At 67.3% G+C, this 25,323-nt stretch carries 24 protein-coding genes and 1 pseudogene; 14 read left to right on the top strand and 11 right to left on the bottom strand.

Features of this window, described 5'->3' with window-relative positions; all coding sequences use genetic code 11:
* Positions 1–18: 18 nt before the first annotated feature.
* Complete coding sequence (locus AB0M45_RS02840) at positions 19–651, top strand: hypothetical protein (RefSeq protein WP_364322200.1); 633 nt, start codon at positions 19–21, stop codon at positions 649–651.
* Between the two features lie 10 nt (positions 652–661).
* Complete coding sequence (locus AB0M45_RS02835; RefSeq protein ID WP_364322198.1) at positions 662–1,342, top strand: hypothetical protein; 681 nt, start codon at positions 662–664, stop codon at positions 1,340–1,342.
* A 211-nt stretch (positions 1,343–1,553) separates the two neighbouring features.
* Here the strand turns inward: AB0M45_RS02835 and AB0M45_RS02830 are convergent.
* A pseudogene (locus AB0M45_RS02830) lies at positions 1,554–3,633 on the bottom strand (AMP-binding protein).
* A gap of 762 nt (positions 3,634–4,395) precedes the next feature.
* Between AB0M45_RS02830 and AB0M45_RS02825 the strand changes: the two are divergent.
* The gene (locus AB0M45_RS02825) at positions 4,396–5,628 is read left to right on the top strand and encodes a helix-turn-helix domain-containing protein (RefSeq protein ID WP_364322196.1); all 1,233 of its coding nucleotides are present in this window, start codon (positions 4,396–4,398) and stop codon (positions 5,626–5,628) included.
* A 105-nt stretch (positions 5,629–5,733) separates the two neighbouring features.
* Here the strand turns inward: AB0M45_RS02825 and AB0M45_RS02820 are convergent, their stop codons facing one another.
* Entirely contained in the window at positions 5,734–6,960 is a 1,227-nt protein-coding gene (locus tag AB0M45_RS02820; protein WP_364322194.1) for a saccharopine dehydrogenase NADP-binding domain-containing protein, read from the bottom strand.
* Between the two features lie 30 nt (positions 6,961–6,990).
* Here AB0M45_RS02820 and AB0M45_RS02815 point away from each other — a divergent pair, with 30 nt between their 5' ends.
* The 4 genes from AB0M45_RS02815 to AB0M45_RS02800 all read left to right on the top strand — a co-directional run bounded on the left by AB0M45_RS02815 (position 6,991) and on the right by AB0M45_RS02800 (position 11,623).
* Positions 6,991–7,584 (top strand): TetR/AcrR family transcriptional regulator, encoded by a 594-nt coding sequence (locus AB0M45_RS02815; RefSeq protein WP_364322192.1) that lies wholly within the window; start codon positions 6,991–6,993, stop codon positions 7,582–7,584.
* A gap of 379 nt (positions 7,585–7,963) precedes the next feature.
* Positions 7,964–9,184, top strand: coding sequence for a helix-turn-helix domain-containing protein (locus tag AB0M45_RS02810; protein WP_364322190.1), 1,221 nt, complete (start codon positions 7,964–7,966; stop codon positions 9,182–9,184).
* 922 nt (positions 9,185–10,106) lie between these two features.
* On the top strand, positions 10,107–10,619 hold the full coding sequence (locus AB0M45_RS02805; RefSeq protein ID WP_364322188.1) for a transcriptional regulator: 513 nt from the start codon (positions 10,107–10,109) through the stop codon (positions 10,617–10,619).
* A gap of 206 nt (positions 10,620–10,825) precedes the next feature.
* Complete coding sequence (locus AB0M45_RS02800; protein ID WP_364322186.1) at positions 10,826–11,623, top strand: SDR family NAD(P)-dependent oxidoreductase; 798 nt, start codon at positions 10,826–10,828, stop codon at positions 11,621–11,623.
* Between the two features lie 121 nt (positions 11,624–11,744).
* Here AB0M45_RS02800 and AB0M45_RS02795 read toward each other — a convergent pair whose 3' ends face one another.
* Positions 11,745–12,659 (bottom strand): serine hydrolase, encoded by a 915-nt coding sequence (locus AB0M45_RS02795; protein ID WP_364322184.1) that lies wholly within the window; start codon positions 12,657–12,659, stop codon positions 11,745–11,747.
* A gap of 244 nt (positions 12,660–12,903) precedes the next feature.
* Here AB0M45_RS02795 and AB0M45_RS02790 point away from each other — a divergent pair, with 244 nt between their 5' ends.
* Positions 12,904–13,059 (top strand): hypothetical protein, encoded by a 156-nt coding sequence (locus AB0M45_RS02790; RefSeq protein WP_364322182.1) that lies wholly within the window; start codon positions 12,904–12,906, stop codon positions 13,057–13,059.
* Positions 13,056–13,499 (top strand): pyridoxamine 5'-phosphate oxidase family protein, encoded by a 444-nt coding sequence (locus AB0M45_RS02785; protein WP_364322180.1) that lies wholly within the window; start codon positions 13,056–13,058, stop codon positions 13,497–13,499. The genes AB0M45_RS02790 and AB0M45_RS02785 overlap by 4 nt, the downstream gene beginning before the upstream one ends.
* Before the next feature lie 27 nt (positions 13,500–13,526).
* Here the strand turns inward: AB0M45_RS02785 and AB0M45_RS02780 are convergent, their stop codons facing one another.
* The 6 genes from AB0M45_RS02780 to mftR form a co-directional block, all read right to left on the bottom strand.
* Positions 13,527–15,812 carry a SpoIIE family protein phosphatase gene (locus AB0M45_RS02780; protein ID WP_364322178.1) on the bottom strand — a complete coding sequence of 762 codons (2,286 nt, stop codon included), beginning with the start codon at positions 15,810–15,812 and terminating at the stop codon, positions 13,527–13,529.
* A complete protein-coding gene (locus AB0M45_RS02775; protein WP_364322176.1) occupies positions 15,809–16,483 on the bottom strand; it encodes a SpoIIE family protein phosphatase in 675 nt (224 codons plus the stop codon). Before AB0M45_RS02775 ends, AB0M45_RS02780 begins: the two co-directional genes overlap by 4 nt.
* Positions 16,476–16,889 carry an ATP-binding protein gene (locus AB0M45_RS02770; RefSeq protein ID WP_051020806.1) on the bottom strand — a complete coding sequence of 138 codons (414 nt, stop codon included), beginning with the start codon at positions 16,887–16,889 and terminating at the stop codon, positions 16,476–16,478. Before AB0M45_RS02770 ends, AB0M45_RS02775 begins: the two co-directional genes overlap by 8 nt.
* The gene (locus tag AB0M45_RS02765) at positions 16,879–17,268 is read right to left on the bottom strand and encodes an STAS domain-containing protein (RefSeq protein WP_040779629.1); all 390 of its coding nucleotides are present in this window, start codon (positions 17,266–17,268) and stop codon (positions 16,879–16,881) included. Before AB0M45_RS02765 ends, AB0M45_RS02770 begins: the two co-directional genes overlap by 11 nt.
* Positions 17,269–17,284: 16 nt before the next feature.
* The gene (locus AB0M45_RS02760; protein WP_357732523.1) at positions 17,285–18,178 is read right to left on the bottom strand and encodes an STAS domain-containing protein; all 894 of its coding nucleotides are present in this window, start codon (positions 18,176–18,178) and stop codon (positions 17,285–17,287) included.
* A 139-nt stretch (positions 18,179–18,317) separates the two neighbouring features.
* Positions 18,318–18,914, bottom strand: coding sequence for a mycofactocin system transcriptional regulator (gene mftR / locus AB0M45_RS02755; RefSeq protein ID WP_364322173.1), 597 nt, complete (start codon positions 18,912–18,914; stop codon positions 18,318–18,320).
* Between the two features lie 64 nt (positions 18,915–18,978).
* Here mftR and mftE point away from each other — a divergent pair, with 64 nt between their 5' ends.
* Positions 18,979–19,680 (top strand): mycofactocin biosynthesis peptidyl-dipeptidase MftE, encoded by a 702-nt coding sequence (gene mftE / locus AB0M45_RS02750; RefSeq protein ID WP_364322171.1) that lies wholly within the window; start codon positions 18,979–18,981, stop codon positions 19,678–19,680.
* Positions 19,677–20,903 (top strand): pre-mycofactocin synthase MftD, encoded by a 1,227-nt coding sequence (mftD, locus tag AB0M45_RS02745; protein WP_364322169.1) that lies wholly within the window; start codon positions 19,677–19,679, stop codon positions 20,901–20,903. The genes mftE and mftD overlap by 4 nt, the downstream gene beginning before the upstream one ends.
* Before the next feature lies 1 nt (position 20,904).
* Here the strand turns inward: mftD and AB0M45_RS02740 are convergent, their stop codons facing one another.
* Positions 20,905–21,375, bottom strand: a complete 471-nt coding sequence (locus AB0M45_RS02740) for a MarR family winged helix-turn-helix transcriptional regulator (RefSeq protein ID WP_364322167.1) — start codon at positions 21,373–21,375, stop codon at positions 20,905–20,907.
* A 278-nt stretch (positions 21,376–21,653) separates the two neighbouring features.
* Between AB0M45_RS02740 and AB0M45_RS02735 the strand changes: the two genes are divergently transcribed.
* Positions 21,654–23,330: a fumarate hydratase gene (locus tag AB0M45_RS02735; protein ID WP_364322165.1), complete on the top strand. Its 1,677-nt coding sequence runs from the start codon at positions 21,654–21,656 to the stop codon at positions 23,328–23,330.
* 138 nt (positions 23,331–23,468) lie between these two features.
* The gene (locus tag AB0M45_RS02730; RefSeq protein ID WP_364322163.1) at positions 23,469–23,945 is read left to right on the top strand and encodes a hypothetical protein; all 477 of its coding nucleotides are present in this window, start codon (positions 23,469–23,471) and stop codon (positions 23,943–23,945) included.
* Positions 23,946–24,030: 85 nt separating this feature from the next.
* Here AB0M45_RS02730 and AB0M45_RS02725 read toward each other — a convergent pair whose 3' ends face one another.
* The gene (locus tag AB0M45_RS02725; protein ID WP_364322161.1) at positions 24,031–24,402 is read right to left on the bottom strand and encodes a hypothetical protein; all 372 of its coding nucleotides are present in this window, start codon (positions 24,400–24,402) and stop codon (positions 24,031–24,033) included.
* 290 nt (positions 24,403–24,692) lie between these two features.
* Between AB0M45_RS02725 and AB0M45_RS02720 the strand changes: the two genes are divergently transcribed.
* Positions 24,693–25,217: a M15 family metallopeptidase gene (locus AB0M45_RS02720; RefSeq protein WP_364322159.1), complete on the top strand. Its 525-nt coding sequence runs from the start codon at positions 24,693–24,695 to the stop codon at positions 25,215–25,217.
* Positions 25,218–25,323: the final 106 nt, after the last annotated feature.

Raw genomic sequence — 25,323 nt, 5'->3', positions numbered from 1 at the left:
CAATGATGTGAGGTATATATGGTGAGTGAGTCGAGCGAATCTCCGGAAGCGGCGGCCCCTGTCGCCCACCCGCCGACCGCGGTCACCGCGGTCGCGGTCGGTGCGCTGGTCGTGGCGATGATCGGGGCACTCTGGTTCGGTGGGGGCTGGGTGCGCGCGGCCTACCTCACCGACGGCCCGCGCGCCGAAGCCCGTGACGCCGCACTTACCGCGGCGTCCCAGGCCGCCATCAACATGACCACGGTCAAGGTCGAGGATATTCCCGGTTCCCTGGCCGTGGCCCGATCCTCGATGACCGGCGCGATCCTGGATTCGGCGAACCAGAACCGACAGAAGTCCGAGGAGATGGCACAGCAGGCCGCCGTCGGTATGCAGTCGCAGGTTCTGAACGCCGCGCTCATCTCGCTGAACAGTGAACTGGACAAGGCCGCGGCACTGGTGGTGCTGAAGGTGACCGAGGTCAAGCAGGACAAGTCGGCATCGAACTACCGCTACTCCTGGAGCCTGGACATGACCAAAGAGGGGGATGTCTGGAAGACCGAACGGGTGGCATCGCTGACCCAGCCGGTGCTGCTGGACAACCCTGCCGCCACCGCCGCCGTGCCGCAGGTACCGACACCGGCCGCTCCCGCCCCGCGGCCTGGATCGTAGGAGGGTCCTGATGGCAAACCGTCGACCGGTCAACCGGGTCACCACCAAACGCCAGCCCGTGGACGCGGAAGTCATGACGCCGGAGCCCGCCGACTCGGGCGAGGACGTGGAGGTCAGCTCGGCACCCGCCGAAGACGCGGCGAAGGAATCCACTCCGAAGTCTCGCGGCCGGTTCACCTTTCCCCGCCTCGCTCCTGGCCGGACCGGCTCGTGGCGTCAGGTGGCGGCCGCTGCTGCGGGCGCGTTGGTGCTCGGTGGATTCGCGGTGTTCGCGGCCGCGCATCCCGGCGTGAACGACGCCAACACGGCGCTGATCGACTCGGCGTCCACCGAGGAAGTGAAGGCCGCGGGCGTGCACGCCTTGCGCACCATCTACGGCTATGACGCGACGACCATCGATGGCTACGACGCCGCGGTGCGCGGAGTGGTCACCGGCCAGATGCTGACCGATCTGAACAGATTCTCGGCCACCACCGTGGACGCCATCAGGCAGGCGCAGACGAGTGTGCAGGCCGCCGCCGACCCCGTCGGGGTAGCCATGCTCACCGCCGACCACGCCGAACTGCTGGTCAATCTCACCGTCGCCGCCACCAAGGACGGGGTTGCCCAGCAGAGTGTCTCTGGGACTGTTGTGCTGCGCATGCGGAAGGTGAACGGCGCCTGGCTGGCGGGCGAGATACTCGACCGGTAAGGCGCGGTGTGGAGTTGCGAAGGTGGCTGGAGGTTCGCCCGACGCAGTGGCTCCGCACATCGTGCCGCTGCTCGCGGTGTGAATCATCCAAAGCGCCGGGCATATCCCGTACCCGCCGACGGGTGAGAATTCAGCGTCTGAGTTGCGGCCGCTGCATTCTCTGCGACCAGGACTGCGGCAGCTGCCCTGCCGCAGTCTCTGGCATTGAATTTCACACTGTCTGATCGATGGCCAGCAGCCGTTTGACGATCTTGCCGCTGGCCCCGCGGGGCAACTCCGTCAGGAACGCCACATCGCGTGGAACTGCGATCCGGCCGAGTCGGCTCCGGATATAGTTGCGCACCATCGCCGAATCCAGTCCGGAGTCGTGGCTTTTGACGACGAACGCGGCCAGACGTTGACCGAACTCGGAATCCGGTACGCCGACCACCGCGACGTCGGTGACATACGGCAGAAACGACAGCGCCTCCTCGACCGGCCGCGGAAAGACGTTCTCGCCCCCGGAAATGATCATCTCGTCATCGCGGCCCGCGATGAACAACCGGCCCGCCACGTCCACGTAGCCGAGGTCGCCGGTATCGAGCATACCGTCGGCCTCGGCTGGTGGGATGGCGTTGACGTAGCCGTCGAAGAGCATGTGATTGCCCACGAAAATCCGGCCTACCGCACCCTTCGGAACCGGGCGTCCGTCCGGGCCGAGCACCGCGACTTTGGTGCCCAGCGGTGGGCGACCCGCGGTGGTGGGGGAGATACGCAGATCCTCGGGATCGGCGATCGTCGCCCACGACACCTCGGTGGAGCCGTAGACGTTGTAAAGGACATCGCCGAAGGAGTCCAGGAACCGCAGGACGGTCGCCGTCGGAAGTGGTGCGCCGCAACTGGCTACGATTCGCAGGCTGCTGGTGTCGTAGCGGGCTCGGACCGCGGGCGGCAGGCAGAGGATGCGATGCACCATGGTCGGCACGACGATCAGGGATGTGACCCGATGCTCGGCGACCAGCCGCAGGCAGTCCTCGGCGTCGAACTGTTCCGGCAGCACGACGGTGGCGCGCAATGCGGTACTGAGTTGGAGGGCGGCCAGGCCCCAGGTGTGGAACAGCGGTGCCGGGATGAGCATCGTCTCGTGCATCCGCAGCGGGATACGTGAGAGCAGCGCCGCGATCGTGCCAAAACCTTTGGCGTGCGGCCGCCGCGCGCATTTCGGTGCGCCGCTGGTTCCGGAGGTCAACACCAGCAGCCGGCCGGGATGGACCGGTCTGGGGGCCTTACTGCGCCCCAGTGCAATCAGGTTGTCGATGGTCGACCGGTCAGGCTGCGAGTCCCGAATTGCGGTGAGGTAGCGCGGGATACCGTCATGCAGGTACTGCACCAGCGGTTCCAGTTCGGCGTCGACGAACAGGGCTGCCAGGCGTTCGCGCTGGGCGATCTCCTCGAGCTGGCCGCCGGAGAGCCCGGCATTGAGCAGCACCAGATCAGCGCCGATTTTCCCAGCGGCAACCATGGTTTCGACCATGCCGGCGTGGTTGCGTGCCAGCACGCCGATCGACTGATGGGAGTCGATGCCGAGATCGGCCATGGCGGTCGCCAGAGCATTGGTGCGCCGGTGTAATTCGGCGAAGGTGCGGCTGCCGCGGTCGTCGATGATGGCGGGCCGGTCGGGTTTCGAGCGCGGCTCCCGCCGCGTAGCCGCCGGGCAAGGTGAAGCGCCACTTGGCCAGTTCGGCCAGCTGCCGCACGCCGCGGTCCGGCCGGCTCGGGGCCAGGACACCGGTGCGGATCATCTGGCCGGCCACACCCGCGCGTCGGCGAATCGGCAGGTTCTCGCCGTTGATCAGCACGGATTTCGGGGCCTGCTGGGCGAATTCCAGCACTTGACGCAGCCCGGTCCGGGTCCAGGCGAGCACCGCGGCCTTGGATACCCGCGTCAGGCCCGGATGCACCCGAGCGGCCGCGAAGTAGGTCACCCGGACTCTTGTCCGCTCGACCTGGTGGTAGCCGCTGAACTCGCGCTCGAGTCGAATTGCCGCGAGGGCGCCGACATTTGGCGCGGACAGCTCGAGGCGTTCGTACCACTGGTGGACGGTCAGCCGGACTTCGACGGTTTCGATTCCGATCGCGGGCGACCCGGCACGAAATGCTGCGCGCCAGTAGCTTTCGTCCTGTTCCAGCTGTTCCATTCCGCCGACACCGCCGAACAGCCGCGCGTAGTTCTCCGGTTGGATGAGGATGTTCCACACCACTTGCCGCGCCAGCGGCAGCTCATGAACCACTTCGACGATTTCGGCAACCATTTCGCAACTCCTAATCCGCCCGTGATCTGACGGCGCGAAGCGGAGGTTACCGCCAGCGAAGGCCCATCCCGGCGGTGTTCGCTGCAGGTCGGTGGAACGCACAGCGGCAGGTGGCCTCGCACTGGGATGTCGTCACGATGCTCCCTCCCGTCCTGAGCAGATCATTGAGTTCGTGCCGCCGGAATCCGTTGCACATACTCCGGCCCGGGGTACGGCAAACCGCTGGCTCGGCTCGGCCGATCCACTGGCGTGACGAGGGATCCACCGCCGATGAGCGCGGATTATCACAGGTGCCGGGCCTGCGGCGAACACTCACCGGCGGTGGAATGCGCCCGCCGGGATCGGGGATTCGGGCAGGTATCCCGGCGGGTGCGTGAGGGGAGAACAACGCTGTTCACCGCCCGCCGTTGGTAGCGGCGGGTGCGGCCACTCTATGGGCGCTTCAATGCCGGGTGGGCCCAGGCGGTCGGGTCTGAGCGATATCACAGCGGAGAGGGGCCTGCGTTGGGACCCGATCACGATCCATTCGGAATTGTGATCGGCGCTTCCGGGTCGTGAGTTCCGTACAAAAGTGAGCAACCACGTTAGAACTTTGGCTGTCGAATTGCGCCGGAACGTAGCCATCTCGGAATACTCACTGGTCACCGACATGATCGGCGGCGAACGCGCCGCAGGTCAAAGAGGAGTGGAATATGAGCCCTCGACCATTTTAAGGTTCCATCACCGCAGGAACCGCAGCAACTGGGCGGAAGGGAGTCGACGATGACAACCAATGGGACGCTTCGGCCGGGGCTCACTGTCTCGGGCAAACCGATGTCCACACCTTTGAAGGATGTGCGGAGGGTATCGCGGCAGCTGGTCGGGCACTTCGTCGACAATGTGATCACCTGCGGCACCCTGCCCGGTGACATCATCTCCGGTGACGTCACCGCGGTCACCCGGATCTGTCTGGAGCTGTCGGTCAGCATGCTCGACGGCCGCGATATTCCGGCGAAGACCGACCGGCTGGCCGCGGCCGCCGCCGGGTGGGCGCGCGAAGGCGTGCCGATCGACACGATCCTGCATGCCATCCACGAAGGCTTCAAGGTCGGCATAGATCTCATCGTCTCCAACGCGACGGCGCAGGATTACGCCAATCTGATGGACGGCGCTAAACGGGTGGTTGAGCTGCTCGACACCATGAGCGGGACGGTTGCCCGCGCCTATGTCCGCGAGCACAAGGCGGTGGTGAGCGAACACCACACCGCAGTGCACACACTCACCTCCGCACTGCTGGGCGGCTATCCGACCTCGACCATGGCGCGCGAATGCGGAATCGCCCTCGCGCAAGCATATTCCGTGCTGGCACTAGATATTCCGAATCACCCGGACGAGCGGGGTCCGATGCTCGACGGCAAGGTCGTTGCGCGCCGCAAACTGCGCCGCCTGCAGGCCGAACTCGCCTCCCGGTGCGGTGAGAGCGCGCTCGCCCTGCTCAGCGTGGACGGTGGGACGATCCTCATCCCGACCCAGACGTGCGCCGATGAGCAGCTCGATGACCTCATCGCCCAGCTGTCGGCCGCCGCGCACGTGCCCGTGACCGCGGCCGTTGTCACCGCCGCGGTGGCCGAAGTGCCCGGCGCCGCCGACCGCGCGCACGAATTGCTCGATATGGTGCAGCGTTTGCAGTGTGTCCCCGGCGTGTACCGATTCGCCGATATGGCGTTGGAATACCAGCTGACCCGGCCGGGCCCGGCCCGGGAAACGCTCGGCTCACTGCTCGATCCCCTCGACGCCCATCCGGAACTGCTGAAAACTCTGCACAGCCATATCAGCAACAACCTGAACCGCCAGCGCACGGCCCGGGTACTGCACATCCACACCAATACTGTCGACCACCGGCTCCGGCGCATCAGCCAGCTCACCGGCCTGGACCCAACCGCCACCTTGGGGCTGTGGCAGCTGCGTTCGGCATTCATCGCCCGTTCGTTCCGGGAGCGCACCGATTCCACGTGACGACTCCCTCATGGTGGCAGGGGGCGGCTGGTACTCGCAGCGTGGACGAGGCGGGTCCTGGCCGATATGCGCACGAAACCGTCTACGTCTACCTGCGCGCCGCCGTCACGGTGTGGCTGGTTGCGGCGCGAGGAACGCGGTGAGCAGCGCGGCGGAAAGGTTTTCGACGTTGGCCTCGGGTGTTGTCCACGAACGGGTCGTCACGGTCATCGCGGTCGCAGTGGGGTTTCCGATGCAGTGGGGCGCGAATGCGGCAAAGAACTTTTCCGGGTCGATCAGTGTTTCCGGCGGATGCACTCCGGGACGGCGGATCGAGGGGAGGAGCAGGGTGGTGACAGCCAGGGGGACGCCGGTGTTCTCGCCCATTGTCAAGCCGGGAAGTTGAGCCAGTGCGGTCGCCGCCGTGGCGTGCCTGCCGTTGCGGGTACCGCGGACCAGAGCGAACAGTGGCGGCGGGCCGCCGGGTTTGATGATGTCGGCTGGGTTGGTAGGCAACACGCGTTCGGCGTAGGACGCGATACGCGCCGCGCGGTGCTGGGTCAGAATCCGGTGATCCATGCCGACTCGCAACGCGGACAGCGTCGCGAGGGTAATTCTGTCCCCTACAGCGATATTGATGTTGTCACGCAGGCCGGGGAATGCTCGGTGCAGAGTTACCGCCTCTGGATGCCCGAAACTGCGACCCTGGACCGGGCCGATGCCCGGATAGTCCAGGTCGACCTTCTCCAGCGCGGGGCAATCCACGAGCCGGCCGTTGCGGGTAATCCGAATCGTCCCACTGATTTGCCGCATCCCGTGCTCAACGGCCGCACTGGGCTGGTTGGGGTGTGGCGAGCCCGGCTGTGCGGCGTCGGCGATGTTCCATCCCGTGACCACGCTCTCGACGGTATCGAGTTCACGCCCGGCGGTGACAGCGAGTAGATTCGCGACGCCCGGACTCGCGCCCATGCCGACCAGGGCGGTGACACCCGCGGCGCGGGCGCGATCGTCCAGCGCCAGCATCTCCAGAGTCGGCTCCCAGTCGTCGCAGATATCGACGTAGTCGCGGCCCGCCTCGACAGCCGCCGACAAGACCCGCATTCCGAATCGGAAGAACGGACCGACGGTGTTCACCACGACGTCGCATTCACGCAGCATCGCGTCCAATGCCCGCCGATCGGTCACATCCACACGCCGGCCGAATGTCTTGGGCCCCAGGCTCTGGGCTACCGACTCGGCCCGTCGGCCATGGAGATCGGCGACGACCACTTCCGTCACCGTCGCAGCGGCGCTCAGGACGCGCGCCGCGACCCGGCCTATCACACCCGCTCCGCCCAGTACCAGCACTCGCATGACGAACGCTCCTCGAATAGATTTACTGTTGTGATAGTAAATAAAGTAGGTCGGCCCAGCAAGGCACGGGAACGAACAGCCGAAATCCTGCGGGCGATGGCGGGCGTGGTCGCCCGGGACGGGCTGGCCAACGCGACTCTGTCACGGGTGGCAGAAGCGGCGGGAATGCAGCGCACGCTGGTATTGCACTATTTCGGTAGTCGCGATGAGTTGACGCGCGCCTTTGTTGCCGAGGCCGTCGCCGCCTACGGGTCGGCCATGCTGCGGACCACCGCGACCGAACCTGTGGCGGTGCGGATCGACGCGATGTTCGAGCCAGGCGCCTATCACAGTCGAGAAGACCTGATCGTCTGGATCGAGCTGGTAGCCCTGAGTGCCCGCGACCCGCAGGTCCGAGCGCAGTTGCGTGAGTTGTGGATGCATCGTTGGCTACCGGAGTTGGAACAGCAACTCCACGAGGAGTTTCCGCACGCCGATGACGACCGGATAGCCATGGCAGCGTATGCGCTAGCCTGCCTCTTCGAGGCTCACTGGGCGTTCGACCTCCAGGATGTCGCCGGACCCCAGCGTCATAGTCAGGCCAAACGCGCCGCGCACGCCGTACTCGCGACCCTGGCTCACTAGCCCCAGATCCGGGGCCATTCCAAGCCGTTGCTCAGTGGCGCCTCTGAGGTGCCGATACCTGCAACGAGAGCTCTGGCGGATATCCAACGCCCTCAATGACGTGGTGTCGACCCGGGGTTCGGCGGCTTCTCCCGGTCGTGCTCGACTCACTCCGGCATCTCGGCACATCGGTCGCAGTTCAGCCGACCGCCGTTGTGAACTATCACTGTCGCTTGCTGATCGCTCCTCCCGAAATATCACGTTACTCGGAGTAACCCGTCCTCACGAATCTTGTTCTGGTTACTCTGGTGCAATAGCGCAGTTAACGGGGATGGAAGGAAGTTTGGCTATGCCTGTCACCGCTCCCCGCCGGCAAGGACTTACTGTATCCGGTCGGCCCATGTCGTTGCCGTTGCAAGACGTGCGGGCCTTGTCACGGCAGATGGTCGGGCATTTCGTCGAAACAGTCGCCCCCTGCGGAACCTTGCCCGGTGACGCGATTCACGGCGACATCACCATCATCACGCGCGTGTGCTTGGAACTGGCAGTCAGCATGCTGGACGGCAGCAACATTCCAGAGAAGACCGAACAGCTCGAGGACGCTGCGGCCCAATGGGCTCGCGAAGGCGTGCCCATTGGGACCATTCACCACGCTATCCACGAAGGCTTCAAGATCGGCTTCGACCTGGTGGTATCCCCCGCTTTGGCCCAGCAGCGTGCCTCCGGCTCGGCCGACACCGAGCAGATGCTCACCCCCAGCATGGCCGACTACCAAAGTATCCTCGACGGCGCCAAACTCGTCGTCGAAATGCTCGACACCATGACCACGGCGGTCTCGGTGGCTTATGTGCGCGAACTGCGCGCGGTCGTGTCGGAGCACCATACCGCGGTGCACACGCTCACGTCGGCGCTACTCGGGGGGCACCCCACCTCCACCATGGCTCGCGAGTGTGGCATCGACATCTCCGACCGCTATCGCGTAATAGCCCTCGCCGTTCCGTCCCACCTGGACGAGTCCAACCCGATGCTGGACGCGAAAGTCGTTGCCCGGCGCAAACTCCGGCGCGTGCAGGCGGAACTGGCCACCCGCTGCGACGACGCCGTGCTGTCGCTGCTGTCGATCGACGGCGGCACCCTGCTCATCCCCGCCGAGCACATCACCGAGGGCGCCCTGAAGGAACTGATCGGACATCTGTCGCGGGCGGCCCGTGTGCCCATCACCGCCACGGTGGTCACCGCCCCCACCGACGCCGTGCCCACCGCAGCCGATCAAGCCCACCAACTACTCGACATGGTCACCCGGTTGCGGTCGGTACCGGGCCTGTATCACTTCGACGATCTGGCCCTGGAATACCAGCTCACCCGCCCGGGCCCCGCCCGCGAATATCTCGGGTCGCTGCTCGATCCACTGGACGAGCATCCGGAACTGCTGGAGACCCTGCAGGTACATATCGCGCACAACCTGAACCGCCAGCGCACTGCGCGGGTACTGCACGTACACACCAACACCGTGGACTACCGGCTCAAGCGGATCGGTCAGCTCACAGGGTTCGATCCGACCCAGGCAAGCGGGCTGTGGCACCTGCGTTCGGCATTGGTTGCACACACTTATCGCAGGTGAGCGGAGTGCGGTCGAGCGGGTGCGGAACTACTCCAGTCGATCAGCGTCCGCCGTTCCCGCCGCAGCACGGCGGCGCCCGCGCTGAGAGCGCCACCAGGAGCTTCCAATCGCAGACTTCACACGACCCGGTACGCCTATGAGTTTTCGAATATAGGGGAATATTGCAGCATTTTGTCACCCATGCCCGCACCTGACCCGACCGATAATATTCGTGCACCAGAAGCAGCAGGAGGTCGAAATTGACAACGGTCGAAAACGCTCTGGAACAAAGTCGACGAGTTGGAAACCAAACATGGATGATATGCGACGAACCGAAGCCGACGGATTGCGCGCGACATGGCGGCCGTTTCAGGACCACCTTATTTCCATTGTCGCCGTCCACGAGGCATCCGGCGCCACACCGATCGTATCCTTCGGCCCCGACGACTTTCCGGATCTCGCACAAGCGCGAGAACTACTTCCGGAAATGAACAGGTTGTGGGACGCAGTACGCCACGACTTCTGGACCAAACTCATCCCACCGCAACCGCAGTGTCGACAATGGCGACGGACGCGATCTTGAACCCCGCGCCCACTGCTGCGTGCGCATCGGGCTGTCAGCCGACGACCACCGCTATGTGGTTCGACGCGACGCAGCCGGAAAGGGGCAGGGCTCTCAGGGAGGGTGCTCGTACAGGAATGACTTCTGCTGATTGGAAAGCTGTCGCTTGTTGGCTCGACCCGGGCAGGAATCATCCGATAGGACAGATGGGATCGGAATAGTGTGGATCCGCGCAGCGTAATGAATAGAGATCTGCCGGCCACGTCGGTTGCACCGGCGCGGGCATTCGGGATACCGCACTCTTCGAGTGCCGCGGGAGCGAACACGACGAGCCGACGGCCGGTGGTGTCGGCGGCCAACAGCAGTCGATCGCCTGCTTCGATGCGCGCCCGTTATGAGGCGCCCGGCGGTGTGCGCCGGGTGGGGCGCGCCCCGAAGGTGTACGAGCCCACCGACGCCGACGTGCGGGTGAGCATTCCAGAACGCCGCTATGAGGTGCTCGCCGAGATCCTGATGGGCGCGGTGCTCGGCGAGCGTGACGGCGAAACTGCGCGTGCGGCGGCGAGGCGAGTCGCGCAGCGCCGCGGGGAAGAACTCGGTGAGGCCGAGCGGGAACGGGTCAGACCCGGCCGGCTGGGCGCCGAGCGTGCCCTGAGCCTGGTGCAAGGCATGCTGGCCCGGCACGGCTTCGAACCCAGCCGTGAAGCCCCGACCTGCGTGCGGTTGCGAAACTGCCCCTTCCACCCGCTGGCGAACACCGCCCCCGAGCTGGTGTGCGGGCTCAACCATGCCTTCTGCTCCGGCATACTCACCGGCCTCGGCGCCGACAGCGTGCAAGCGGTACCAGCGCCGCGGGTCGGCGAATGCTGCGTCGAAGTGCGCGCGCCGATCTGAATCAGACCGATTCGCGGTAATCCAGTGACCAGGCGTCGTAGCCCGGAGCGGGGCGCGGACATCGGTGTGGGGCTGCCGGCTCGGCGGGCGGCGTGTGCCGAGACAGCGGCGATCACATCGTCCTGGGTCACGCCGAGCCCAGGATCGAAGCGGGTTACGGAGACGATCCCGTGTCTGAGTGCGGCAACGGTGGGTAGCCGCAGCACATGACCGAAACATCGCCACTCGCACTCGTCACCGGAGCGTCCAGCGGTATCGGATTCGAACTGGCCCGGCAGTTTCTCGACCGCGGCTACGACGTCGTGATCGCCGCGGAGGACGCGGGAATCAAGGCAGCCGCGGCGGCATTGCACCACCCACAGCACGAGGTCCGGCCGGTGCAGGTCGATCTGCGCACCGCCGACGGCGTCGAACAGCTGTACCGGGCAGCTACCGAGAACGGCCGCCTGCCGGACGCGGTCGCGTTCAACGCCGGAGTGGGCCGCGGTGGGGCCTTCGTGGACAGCGACCTCGACGACGAGCTCGCCATCATCGAACTCAACGTTCGCTCGACGGTCCATCTGGCCAAACTGGTGCTCGGTGACATGGCCGAGCGCAACGAGGGCAAGCTACTGTTCACCTCCTCTGTAGCCGCCACGACGCCGGGCCCTGGCCAAGCCGTGTACCACGCGTCCAAATCGTTCGTGCAGTCTTTCGCCAAAGCGTTGCGCGAAGAATTGCGCGACACCGGTATCACCGTCACCGCCCTGCTGCCCGGCCCCACCGCCACGGACTTCTTCCGGCGGGCCGGGATGCTGAGCACCCGGCTCGGCCGCCTGCCCAAGGACGATCCCGCCGAGGTCGCCCGCCAAGGAGTCGAGTCCTTGCTGAACGGCCGACAGCAGGTCTTCGCCGCCTCGCTGGTCACCAAAGCCGCTGACCTCGCCGGCCGCGTCCTGCCCGACGCCGTCAAGGCCAGAGCCAACCGCATCATGTCCGCACCCGCCCACGCCGGCTCACACTGATCGGGGTGGGCTGAGAACCGAGGACAGCTGTGCATTGCGGGTTCGTGTTGGCGGGCGGGTGGCGGACACGGTCGTCCGTGTGGCAGCGGATCGTCCTGGTGCGCACCGGGTTCCGTCGGCGCTAACTGATCGGCAGCACGCTCAGGATCGGGTTGTAGACCCAGTTCAGCATGCGCTCGGCGTCGTCCTTTGCGGCGACGTCGCTGTCGGGGGAGCTGTGCAGGACCACACCGATCAGCGGTATTCCCGCCCTGACCGTCTCGAACAGCAGGCAGGTTCCCGCGGCGTCGGTGTATCCGGTTTTGATGCCGATGGTGCCGGGATAGTCGTGCAGCAGCAGGTTCGTGGTCTGCCAGAGGTGATCGCGGTTGCCCGGGCCTGCGGGCAGGTGATAGCTCTGCGAGCTGACGATGTCGCGGAACGCCGGCAGGCTCATCGCGCGCAGGCCGAGGGCCACCAGGTCCGCGGGTGTGGAGTATGTGGAGTGGTCGGTGGGGGCGGGCAGTCCGCTGGGGTCGGTGAAATGTGTTCCTGCCAGGCCCATGTGACGCGCGGTGTCGTTCATTGTGGCGATGAATTCGTCTTGGCCGGGCCCGTAGGCCTCGGCAAGGGTATAGGCGGCGTCGCAGCCTGACGGCAGCAGCATCGCATAGAGGAGCTGTCGCGCGGTGAGCACCTCGCCGGGGACCAGGCCTGCGTTGCTCCCGTCGTACCTGGTGCAGTAGGCGACGATTTCTTGCGGCACGGTAATCGTCCGGTCGAGGTCGCCGGCGTTGATCACGACCAGTGCCGTCATCACCTTCGTGATGCTGGCTATCGGGACCGGGGTGTTCGGCTGTCGCGACCACAGCACCGTGCCGGCGATTCCTTCCGCGAGCGCTGCCCCCGGCGCCTGCACTCCGTCCGGCTCAGGACTCAGCCAGGGCAGCTGACTGTGGGCGACGCTCGCGGCGGGAGCGGCTGCGACGCCATGACCGGCTGCCACGACCAGCATCCCGGCGACGGCAGTCAGCAACAATCGGGCAAATGTCTGCATGGGCCACATTGTGCCGTTCGACCCCGTAGACCAGCGGGATGCGAAGGCCCAACAGTCGATGGCGTGGCGCGCTACCGGCTCCCCTCTCGCTGACTGCACGCGGTGGTCGCGCCGCGTCCGGATCGGGCATTCAGCGGTGCTCTGGTCATCCGGCACGGGGACTTTCGGCCCTACTCGGGGCGGCGCCGATCCGGGGATATTCGCGTAGTGGTGATCGCGGGAACGGAAAGCGAGTCGGTGCCGGGTGAGTACTTCCGAATTGGAGTCGGCTGAAGCCGCGTCGGTTCCGGCCACCAGGCGCGGGAAACTGCTGCTGCGGCGATACGACGAAAACCTGACCCTCGTGGCTCCCGCGCAGGGCGCGTGCGGCCTCTCGGGCCCGAGGCAGGCCGTCTCGTGACCGAGCGAACCGCCGAGGGGCCCACGGCCCGTGAGACCGTCGCGCTGGACCGTGCGGAAGCGATGCGACTGCTGGCCGGGGTGCCGATCGGACGAGTGGTCTTCACCCGCAACGCCTTACCTGCCATCCGCCCGGTCGATCACCTGGTCGACGACCGCGGCGCGATCATCGTGCGAACCAGTCTGTCGTCGGGGCTCACCACCGCAGTGCGCGGAAACTCGCCCGTGGTGGTCGCCTACGAGGCCGACGAGATCGATCCGGTCCGGCATCTGGGGTGGTCGGTCGTCGTGGTCGGCCTTGCGCACACCGTTACCGATCCCGCCCGTGCCGCCCACTACGAGCAGCTGCTGCGGCCGTGGGCCGACCAGGTGACCGACGCGGTGATCGCCATCGAACCCGACATCGTCACTGGTATCCGGCTCATCGAAAAAGAAAGGTAGGCAACACCATGCGCGGCGCCCGCATCATCACCCGGGAATCCGCCGGTTCGTGCCACGCAGCGGGTTGGCCACCGGGAAGGTGATGGCGGGCAGCGTCACCGACATCCGGACCGTCGTGCCCGGTCCGGAGTTGTCGATGTCGAGTTCCTCCGTCAGTGCGCGCATCATGTCGATGCCGCGGCCGCGATAGCCGGGATCGGAGGCACGTGGCTTCCAGTCGCCCGTGTCGGTGACCACGATCACGACCGTGTCGATATCGCAGGTGGCCGACAGCAGGACCTGCCCGGCGTTCCCGTTGCGGTAGGCGTGCTCGATGCTGTTGCTGCACGCCTCGTTGGCCGCGGCGACCAGATCGGCGGCCAAGTCGTGCGGCACCGCCGCGGCGGCCAGCCAGCCTTTCAGCGTGCGCCGCAAGACCGCGAGTTCGTCCGCGTGCGCGGGTACGTCCAGTCGCAGCGGCGCGGGCGGCTGGCGGTAGACCACCATGGCCACGTCGTCGTCGTATCCGGCCGCGGGCCGCAGCCGGGACAGCACCGCGTCGGCGACCTCGCGCGGCAGCCGTCCCGACGTGTCGGCGAGCACCGCGGCGATCTTGGCGAACCCCTCATCGATATCGACGCCGCGCTGTTCGACCAGGCCGTCGGTGAACAGCACCAGCGTCGAGCCGGGGGACACTGCCGTGGTGGCCTCCGGGCGGCGCGGCGGATCGAACGTCGCCAACGGCACCGAGCGGCCGCCCTCGAGCAGCCTGCCGGTCCGGCCGACATCGGCGAGGATCGGTGGCATGTGCCCGGCGCTGCTGTAGCGGACCAGCCCGCGCACCGGGTCCAGCACGGCGGCGCACACCGTGGTGCACATGGCGCCCGGGATGCGTGCGGCGACCGTGTCGAGCTCGGCGAGCAGCTGCGCCGGTCCCGCGCCCCGCAGCAGCAGCGCGCGCGCCGCGGTGCGCAGCTGGCCCATCACCACCGCGGCGGACAGGCCACGACCGACGCAGTCGCCGACCACCACGCCGATGGTTCCGTCGCGCAGCGGCACCACGTCGTACCAGTCGCCGCCGATCTCCAGCGGCGGCAGCGCGGGCTCGTAGTGCACCGAGAAGCGCGGCGGAAGCTCGATCGGGCCGAGCATGGCGCGTTGCAGGGTCAGCGACGTGGCGCGGGCCTGGTCGAAGTTGCGCGCCCGCTGGACCGCGAGGCTGAGGTGGCCGATCAACAGGGAGAACAGCGTCCAGTCCGCGGCGCTGATCGCGCGGGGCGCGGCGAAACGCAACCACATGGCGGCGTCGCGAGTCTCGCCGAGCGGCGCGATGAGGCCCTCGGAGCTCTCGGCGCCTTCGGGGATGGCCAGCAGGCTGCGTGGCGGCCTGCGCCTGGCTCGGTCCAGCAGGGCGCGCGACCGATCGTCGAGGGCGGCGGCACCGTTGTGCGAAGCACCGTCCGCGCCCGCGCCGGAGACGTACACCTCGGGTGCGGCAGTGCGGCTCGGCCACACCGCCACCACCGCGGTCTCCGCGCCCACGGTGCGGCGCAGCTCGTCGAGCCCGACGGCGAGCACCTCGACCACGCTGGTCGCCGCACCGACCGCGGTCGCAAGCCGGGAGGCCGCCTGATCGCGCGCCTGCGCATCGTGTTCGGCGGTCACATCGCGGATGGTGCCGACGAAGATCCGCTCATTGCCCTCGGGCTTGATCAGCGCGCTGGTGCTGACCGCGAGCCACACGCTGCGCCCGTCGCGATGCCGGATCGGGATGACGAAACGCTGCGCCTCGGTTCCCAGATCGGGGTAGTGCGTGCCCTCCGGGCTCGACCACGGATGCGGCAGCGGATAGGGGACACCCGCGGCGCCGTAGCCGGTCAGCGCGCCGAAGGCGGTGTTGACCTCGATGATGGTGCCCTGCGCGTCGGCGACGAAGAAGCCGTCCTGCAGCGATTCGACCAGCGCGGTGCGGAAGGCATCCCGTCCGGCGAGATCATCGGCGCGCGAACGCTGTTGCTCGTATCGGCGAGTGCCGTCGAGATAGCCGCGGGTGGCGATATCCAACGGAACCAGAGTTTGCAACAGGAATTCGAGAGCGTTCTCGGGCACACGACTCTCGGACTCGCCGCCGTCCGGTGCGACCTCGTGCCGCTGCTGTTCGTCGTGGACAACCCGGAAGTGATTCTCGGTGAGATCGAGCAGGCTGATGCCCTCCACCAGCGCACGCCTGCCGAGTTCGTACCCTTCGGCGAGACCCGCTTGGCTGGGCGCATGCAGATGCCGCCGTAGCGCGTTCGCGTAGGCGTCCAGGAAATCGGCCAGCAGCGCACTCATGTGCCCGCCTCGCCGGCGCTCCGCTTCGCCATGACCGCGCGGCCCGGCGCTGCTCCCGCGCCGCGGTGCCGGGCGGCCAGCACGAGCGCGTCGTCGGTGTCCTTGGCGTGCGCGGCGAGGAGTTCGGCGGTGATGTCGGCGGTGGACTTGGAAAGGTCGATGCCCGTGGCGGATTCGGCGACGATGCCGTCGGTGCACATCAGCAGTAGGTCGCCGGGGCGGACGGACACGGACTGCGGCTGGAGGTTCGCCGGCAGCCGGTAGCCCACGATGCCCGCGGTGAGCAGCACGGTGGCGCGCACGGTCAGACCGGCGGGACCCGCGGTGAGCACCTGTGATTCGACATTGCCCACGCCGAGCCAGCGCACCCTGTCGCCCTCGTCGAACAGGGCCAGTGAGATCGCCGCCCCACGGGTGTCGGCCATCGCGCGGTGACACAGCACCATCAGCACGTCGAGCGGTTCGGCGCGGTTCTCCGCGAGCACCCGCACCGCGCGGTCGGCCGCGTCCGCGGCGGCGGCGCCGTGCCCGAGCCCGTCCATGACCGCGAAAAGTGCTGTGCCGCCGCCGGTGTCGAGGACGACGCTGCGGTCACCGGAGACCTGTTGACCGGGCAGTGCGCGACCGGCCACCGCCCACTCGATCCGGCCGATGAGCCCGTCCTCATGCACCGTTGGGCACCCACTTCCACATTTCCACCAGGGTGCCGCGGCCGGGCGCCGAGTCGACGGTGAGCCGGTCCATCAACCGCCGGGCGCCGGGCAGGCCGAGGCCGAGGCCGCGACCGGTGGAGTAGCCGTCCTCCAGCGCGCGAGCGATGTCGATGATGCCGGGCCCCTGATCTTCGGCCTGCACCACCAGCGCTTGGCGCCCTTCTCGGTCATCGACAAGCAAACGGATTTCGCCGCTGCCCGCGTAACTGGTGATGTTGCGGGCGATTTCGGAGATCGCCGTGGAGATCATGGTTCGATCGGTGAGCGTGAATCCGAGCTTTGCTGCCAGTTCGCGTCCGGCCTGACGTGCGGTCACGATGTCCCCGGACACCCTGACCGCGATCACCACGTTCTCAGCGGCCACTGTCACGACCGTCTCGCTGGCGACGGGCTGGGGTCTTGCGGTCCAACCAGGCGAGTCCCTCTTCCAGATCGAGGGCGGTGTGCATGTCCTCGAACGTGAGACCGAGCTGCACCATGGCGAACGCGACTTCTGGTTGCAGGCCGACGATCACCGTTTCGGCGCCGCGCAGCTGCGTCATGTGCGCGATGGTACGCAACGATCTCGCGGCGAACGAATCCATCACGTCGATCGCGGTGACATCGACGATGATGCCATGTGCCCGATATTTGCTGACCTGTTTCATCAGGTCGTCCTGCAGGCGCTCGGTATCGGCGTCGGTCAGCGCGGACTGCACCGAGGCGATGAGATACGTGCCCTGTTTGAGAATCGGAACCGGCATCTGCCCGCCTGCCTGATCAGCGGCCGTCGCGTTCGGTGACGCGGGAAACCTCGTAACCCAGCAGGCGTTCGGCTTCCTCGATACCGCCCTGCAGGTCGCCGACCGCGTTCATCTTCGACAGATCGAGGCCGATGGTGACCAGGGTCAGCGCGATCTCCGAGGACAGTCCGGTGATGATCACGTTCGCGCCCATCAGTCCGGACGCGTCGACGGTCTGCACCAAGTGGTTGGCCACCGTGGAGTCGATCGCGGGCACACCGGTGATATCGATGACGACGACCTTCGCGCGGTTGGCGCGGATGGCGCGCAGCAGCTGCTCGGTGAGCTGGCGGGCGCGCTGGCTGTCCAGCACGCCGATGATGGGCAGGATCAGCAGCTGCTCACGCACCTGGAGCACCGGCGTGGACAGCTCCCGGATGGCTTCCTGCTGCTGGCGGATGACGCGCTCGCGCTCCTGGACGAAGGACACGGTCACCGTGTTGGCGATGCGGTTGGCGGCCGGCTCGTAGGCGTCGAGCACCTTGTTGAGGAGTTCGAAGTCCGACTGATACTTCTCGAAAAGGCTGCGTGCCAGCACGTCGCGCAGCAGCAGCACAATGCCGATGACTTCGTCGGTCTCGACGCCTCTCGGGATGATGCGTTCGGACAGGTCGCGCGCGTAAGCCTGCAGCGCTTCGACGCTACCGGTCTCGAGCACGTCGACGTAGCCGTCGTAGATCGAGGTCGCCTCGGAGAAGATCTCCTCCGGGGTCATGGCGGTGAGTAGCTGGGCGTCGGCGATGCGGCGGGCCCACTCTTCGCGCAGCGCAGTGCGGTTCTGGCGCAGGTGTTCGACGAGCTGGGGCAGCAATTGGTCGATCGGTCCTGCGGCCAGGGAATCCGCCGAAAGGCTCATAGACACCTCGGACATGGAAACTCCTGCCCCTTTCGACGGTTGAGTCGGGATTTTCGTGCTTCGGCTGCTAGCCGATTCCGAGCCTAGTCATACCCCACCCGAGTCGCCGACGAAACCTGCCGGTTGTTCGCCTGCCGTCCGGATGTGGTGGTTCTCACGGCACCGTAGCGAACCCGCGCTCCAGCGCCGCGAGCGCCTCGTCCAAATACACGGTGAGGTCCGCGTCGGCGCGGGCCAGCCAGGCGTCGAACGCGGCCCGGGCGGCCGCGAGCGTGGTCCGCCCGACGGCCAGCGGAATGAGTCCGTTCTCCGGCTCGCCGAGCCGTTCCGCGGCGAACGCGCTCACCGCGCGTTCCCAGGCGTCGTAGTGCGCTCCCGCGGTAGCCGCCAGCGCGGGGACGGTGGCGACCAGCTGCATCCTGGTGCGCAGTTCGGGGACGTCCTCGGCGCGATATCGGTTGGCGTTCACCACGACTCGGCGTACGGCGGTCATCATCGGGACGTCGCCGGGCACGGTGGCGAATGCCGCGCGCAGGGCCGCGACCTCGTCGTCGAACTGCCACCAGAGCACCTCCGCCTTGGTGGGGAAGTAGCGGAAGAACGTGCGTCCGCTGATGCCGGCGGCGGCGGCGATCTGCTCGACGGTGGTCTCGTCGAAGCCCTGCTCGGTGAACAGCCGCATGGCGATCAGTTCGAGTTCGCGTTTGGTGGTGCCGCGTGGGCGTCCGCGCGTGGTCTGATTCTGCCGCATCGTCTGATTCTGCTCGGCCGCCACGACTCTTGATTATGTCAGTGACTGACGATAATCTCGCCGCATGTTGGCGGATCTGACCTGGCCCGAGGCGGGGGAGCGGGCCGCCGCGGGCGCAATCCTCGCGTTCGCAGTCGGGGCGACCGAGCAGCACGGCCCGCATCTGCCGCTGTCCACCGACACCGACGTCGCGGCGGCACTGTGTGCCCGGCTGGCCGCCGCACGATCCGATGTGCTCGTCGGACCGGCGATTCCGTACGGCGCCAGCGGTGAGCACGCGGGTTTTCCCGGCACGCTGTCGATCGGGCAGGCGGCGCTGGAGTTGCTGGTGGTCGAGCTGTGCCGCTCGGCGACCGACACCTTCGACCGCATTCTGCTGGTGAACTGGCACGGCGGCAATGTCGAACCGCTGCGCCGGGCGAAGGATCTGCTGCGCGCCGAGTCCCGCGACGTGCGCGTCTACCTGCCGCGCTTCGACGGTGACCTGCACGCCGGGCGGTCGGAGACCGGGCTCCAGCTGGCGCTCGCGCCCGGCCGGGTGCGGGCCGACCTGGCCGCCGCGGGGGACCCGCGTCCGCTGGCCGAGCTGCTGCCGGTGCTGCGCGCCGCAGGCGTACGCGCGGTGAGCGCCAACGGTGTGCTCGGCGACCCGGCGGGCGCGACCGAAGCCGAAGGTGCCGCCCTGCTCGATTACCTGGGCGCCGACCTGCTCGACCGAACCCGGCTCTGGTGGCCGGAGAACTCCCCGGAAAGGATCGGAACATGAACCCGTGGTTCGAGACCGTCGCCGAAGCGCAGCGGCGGGCGAAGAAGCGGCTGCCGAAATCGGTGTACGGCGCGTTGCTCGCCGGTTCCGAGCGCGGCCAGACCATCGAGGACAACCAGAAGGCGTTCACCGAACTGGGTTTCGCGCCGCATGTCGCGGGACCGATCGGTGCGCGCGACCAGTCGGTCACCGTGCTGGGGCAGCAGCTTTCGATGCCGGTGCTGATCTCGCCGACCGGCGTGCAGGCCGTGCATCCGGACGGCGAGGTGGCCGTCGCACGCGCCGCGGCCGCGCGCGGTATCGCGATGGGGCTGAGCTCGTTCGCCAGCAAGCCGATCGAAGAGGTAGCCGCGGCCAACCCGGCCACCTTCTTCCAGCTGTACTGGTGTGGTGGCAAGGACGAGATCCTGCAACGGATGGCGCGGGCCAAGACTGCCGGGGCGGTGGGGTTGATCCTGACGCTGGACTGGTCGTTCTCGCACGGACGCGATTGGGGCAGCCCGGTCATTCCGGAAAAACTCGACCTGCGCACCATGCTGAAATTCGCACCGCAGACTCTGGCGCGTCCGCGGTGGCTGGCCACCTACATGCGTTCGGGCCGCATCCCGGACCTGACCGCTCCGAACATGGCCGTCGGCGACGGCCCCGCACCCGGCTTCTTCGGCGCCTACGGCGAATGGATGGGCACGCCGGCGCCGGATTGGGCGGACGTGCGGTGGGTCTGCGAGCAATGGGACGGGCCGGTGCTGCTCAAGGGCGTCATGCGGATCGACGACGCGCTGCGGGCGGTGGACGCCGGTGTGGCGGCGATCTCGGTGTCCAACCACGGCGGCAACAACCTCGACGGCACTCCGGCCGCGATCCGCGCGCTGCCGGTGCTCGCCGACGCGGTGGGCTCGCAGATCGAGGTGCTGTTCGACGGCGGCATCCGGCGCGGAAGCGACGTGGTGAAGGCGGTGGCGCTCGGTGCGCGGGCGGTGCTGATCGGGCGGGCCTATCTGTGGGGCCTGGCCGCGAATGGGCAGGCCGGCGTGGAGAACGTGCTGGACGTCCTGCGCGGCGGCATCGATTCGGCGCTACTGGGCCTGCGCAAGACTCGCGTCACGGATTTGGACCGCTCGGATGTGGTGGTGCCCTGCGGTTTCGAGCTCGCGCTGGGGGTGCCCGAAACCTCCGGTGCGGCAGGCACTTCGGGGGATCGTGCGGAGGCAGCACCCGCCTGAGTCAGCTCTCGGTCGCCGATCGTCGATGGTGTGCGAGCAGGGTGTCGTAGATATCGGCCAGGGCGGCCAGCTGCTGGCGATCGAGGACGTCGATCATGTGCCTGCGCACACTGCGCACGTGACCGGGCGCGGCGCCGGTCAGCACCTCGGCGCCGTGCGGGGTGAGCCGCGCGGCGGTGCGGCGGGCGTCGTCGGGGATCGGCTCCCGCGCGACCAGGCCGCGCTTCTCCATCCGGGTGATCTGATGCGACAGCCTGCTCTGCGACCACTCGAGTTTGGCCGCCAGAGCGGCGAAGGTGAGCAGGTGGTCCGGGGCGTCGGCCAGATAGGCCAGCACCGAATATTCGACATAGGTGAGGTTGGACTCCCTGGTGGAGTCTCGCCCGACCGCCGCGGCGATGAGGTCGCGGGTGCGCACGAAACCTATCCAGGCGCGCATCTCGACCTCATCTAGCCAGTGTGGATCGGTCACGATAGCGCTCCAAACTCTGACGTGATCTCAAAGACCGTCCGGCGTCGCCGCGTGCGGCGCGCGAACAGTCTGCGCGCGGCCGGGCGATCGGACGCCCGAGCGCGTTCTCAGAGATGAGAGGTAGCATCACCGGGGTTGAACGTGCAACCCTTCTTGGCCAACTGTCCGAGATAGGGTTGCCTAACCGTCGGTGCGCGTGCAGTGGTGGCTAGGCTCGCTGTGCTCGTGACCAGCCCGGCCGCTCATGGCGCCCGGGCCCATCCGAAGGAGTGCGACTGGTGACCGCGCCGGACTTCCGCTATTCAGATCTGCTGCCGATCGGCGCGGACGACACCCCCTACCGGTTGCTCACCACCGAGGGCGTCAGCACGTTCGAACGCAACGGGCGCACGTTCCTGCAGGTCGAGCCGGAGGCGCTGCGGCTGCTCACCGAAACGGCGATGCACGACATCAGCCATTTCCTGCGCCCGGCGCACCTCGGCCAGCTGCGCAAGATCATCGAAGACCCGGAGTCCAGCGGCAACGACCGCTTCGTCGCGCTGGATCTGCTCAAGAACGTGAACATCTCCGCGGGCGGCATCCTGCCGATGTGCCAGGACACCGGCACCGCGATCGTCATGGGCAAGAAGTCCGAGGGCGTGCTCACCGGCGCCGACGACGCGGAATGGATCAGCCGGGGCGTGTTCGACGCCTACACCAAGCTGAACCTGCGCTACTCGCAGCTGGCGCCGATCACCATGTGGGAGGAGAAGAACACCGGCTCCAACCTGCCCGCGCAGATCGAGTTGTACTCCACGGCAGGCGATCCGGCGCACCCGTCCTACAAGTTCCTGTTCATGGCCAAGGGCGGCGGTTCGGCGAACAAGTCGTTCCTGTACCAGGAGACCAAGGCCGTGCTGAATCCAACGCGGATGCTGGAGTTCCTGGACGAGAAGATCCGCTCGCTCGGTACCGCTGCCTGCCCGCCCTATCACCTCGCGGTCGTGATCGGCGGTACCAGCGCCGAGTTCGCTTTGAAAACGGCCAAATACGCCTCGGCGCACTATCTGGACAACCTGCCCACCGAGGGGTCGCTGTCCGCGCACGCCTTCCGCGACTTGGAACTGGAGGAAGAGGTCTTCAAGCTGACCCAGTCCTTCGGCATCGGCGCGCAATTCGGCGGTAAGTACTTCTGCCACGACGTGCGGGTGGTGCGTCTGCCGCGGCACGGCGCCAGCTGCCCGGTCGCCATCGCGGTGTCCTGCTCGGCGGACCGGCAGGCGCTGGCCAAGATCACGGCCGAAGGCGTGTTCCTGGAGCAGCTCGAGCGCGAGCCGGCGCAGTACCTGCCCGAGCAGACCGACGCCATCCTCGGCGGTGACGTGGTGCGCATCGACCTGAACCGGCCGATGGACGAGATCCGCGCCGAGTTGTCCAAATACCCGGTGAAGACCCGGCTTTCGCTGAGCGGCCCGCTGGTGGTCGCGCGCGACATCGCGCACGCCAAGATCAAGGAGCGCCTCGACGCGGGCGAGCCGATGCCGGATTACCTGCGCGACATGGCCGTCTACTACGCCGGCCCGGCCAAGACGCCGGAGGGCTACGCGTCCGGTTCCTTCGGCCCGACCACCGCGGGCCGGATGGACTCCTATGTCGACCAGTTCCAGGCCGCGGGTGGCTCGTTCGTCATGCTGGCCAAGGGCAATCGGTCCGCGCAGGTGACCAAGGCGTGCAAGGAACACGGCGGCTTCTACCTCGGCTCCATCGGCGGCCCCGCCGCGCGGCTCGCGCTGGACTGCATCAAGTCGGTCGAGGTGCTGGAGTATCCCGAGCTGGGCATGGAAGCGGTGTGGAAGATCGAGGTCGAGGATTTTCCCGCGTTCATCGTGGTCGACGACAAGGGCAACGACTTCTTCGCCGAAACGCAGAAGCCCATCGCGTTGCGCGTGCGTACCCGCTCCAAAGAGCGCGTCTGAGCCACCCTCGGCCCGCGGGCGGCAGTCCGCGGACACGGTGATGTCACCCCGATCGCCGGGATGGCCTCGCCGTCGCACCGGGCACCCTGACCGCAGTACGTCGTTGATTCCGGTACCGATGCGGGTCGAGGAGTGGCAATGAGTACATCGAGGAGCAAGTCCAGGCCGGTGCCGCCGTCGTTGTGCGTCTCGGAGTCGGCCGCGCGCCGGTTGGCGGAACGCGCCGCGCGCGAGGGAACCACCTGCGCCGTCCTGCTCGATCGGCTGATCCGCGAGGGTGTGGACCAGCTCGACCATCCCGGGGTCGTCTTCCGTGGCCCGCTGCACGATCGGCGCGCGGCGCTGGCCGCCGGACCCGACATCTGGGAAATCGTTGCGCGCCTACAGGAGTTGGACGGCCCGGTGGAGCGCCGCATCGCGGTGCTCAGCGCGAAGTCGGATCTGCACACGAGCAAGATCAGGATCGCACTGGCCTACGCCCGGGCACACGGTGGCGAGATCCTGGACCGGATCGGACGCAATAGGCAAGCGGTGGAAGCGATTCGCCGCGGTCGTCGGCGAGTAGCCGCGAGGGCTACGCGACCGAGCGTACTGGACGGTCCGCCACGCGCGTGATTCGGCCGGATTGTCCGGTGCGGAAGGTCTTCACATACTGTGGAGCGAAATGTGGAAACGCTCACACTCTATGCACAGTCTCGGGTCACTCGCGGACGGCTATCCGGCGGAGCTCGGTAGCCGTCCGCGATGCGTCGGCGGAGTTGCTCTTCACCATGCTTGGGAAGCAAAGGGTTTCGCGCGGTGTGCGTCCGCCGTTGCCGCGCTCCGCGAAGGGCTGTGTGACACCCGACTCGATCTCCGCATGGGGACGGAGTGTGAAATTCGGATCGAACGGAATGCCTCCCGAGGTGGGAAGGTGCTCGCGGATTGGCCCGGATGTACCTTGACGTGATCGCGCGAGGTCACCGGACTCCTCCAGAAGTGCTGCGAAGTCCGACAATTCCGGAGTGATAGCGCCTATCCATCCGACGTGATCCACAACACTGGAATAGATTGTGGACAGCAGCCCTTCCATGTGAGCGAAATGTTTGCCGCCTGAGGATAATTGGGCACATATAGGACATACCAGGTCGCTATCATGTGAAGTAGCGCCGTTCTCTGTGGAATTCGCTGAATGTTGTCCACAAGACCTCTTGTGGATGGCCGGGCGCCACGCCGCCGAGCGGCGGACAGTCGGCGTGTCGGGTACTCGCCGTCCGGACCGGCCGCTCGTGCCGAGAATTTTGCCGCAGACGCGGCGGCGCTCCGCACCCGACGAACCAGGGCATACCCGGCATAGGCGACCGCGGGCGATAGCATCGGCGCATGGTGCTTCGGAATCGTGGTCGGAGTCGGTTGCTCGCGCGACTATCGGTGGCGGTGCTGCCCGTGCTGGTCGCGACCGGCGTTCTCGCGGGGCAGGCACAGGCCGACCTTCGCGGTATAGATCAGCGGGAGTCGGTGGGCTCAGCGACCGGGACCGAAGGGCTCGAGCCCGCGTTGGCGCTGGCGTACACGCTCGCCGAACGTGAGGCGCATGCGCAGGGTGTACCGCTGTCCATCACGTCCGGATATCGCACGCCCGCCGAGCAGCAGGCGCTGTGGGAGGACGGCGTGGCGACCTACGGCCCGGACGGCGCACGTCGCTGGGTGCTGCCGCCGGAGGAGTCGACGCACGTCTCCGGGCAGGCGATCGACGTCGGTCCGCGGCAGGGCGCGCAGTGGCTGGAGGCGAACGGCCACCGATGGGGGTTGTGCCGGATGTTCGAAAACGAGTGGTGGCATTTCGAACTGGCCACCCTACCCGGCGTGGACTGCCCGCCGATGAAGCCGGACGCGAGCGTGCGTTAGTCGCGTACAGCAGGCGGGTAGTCCGTTACACCGTGGGGCGAGTGGACGCCCGCGCGGGGCTGAGCCGAGTCGCGCCCGCGCATCGTTGCGGCCTCCTTCGCGCGGC

This window comes from Nocardia sp. NPDC051787 (assembly GCF_040681325.1).
Classification (GTDB): domain Bacteria; phylum Actinomycetota; class Actinomycetes; order Mycobacteriales; family Mycobacteriaceae; genus Nocardia.
This window is presented reverse-complemented; position numbering and strand designations above follow the sequence as displayed.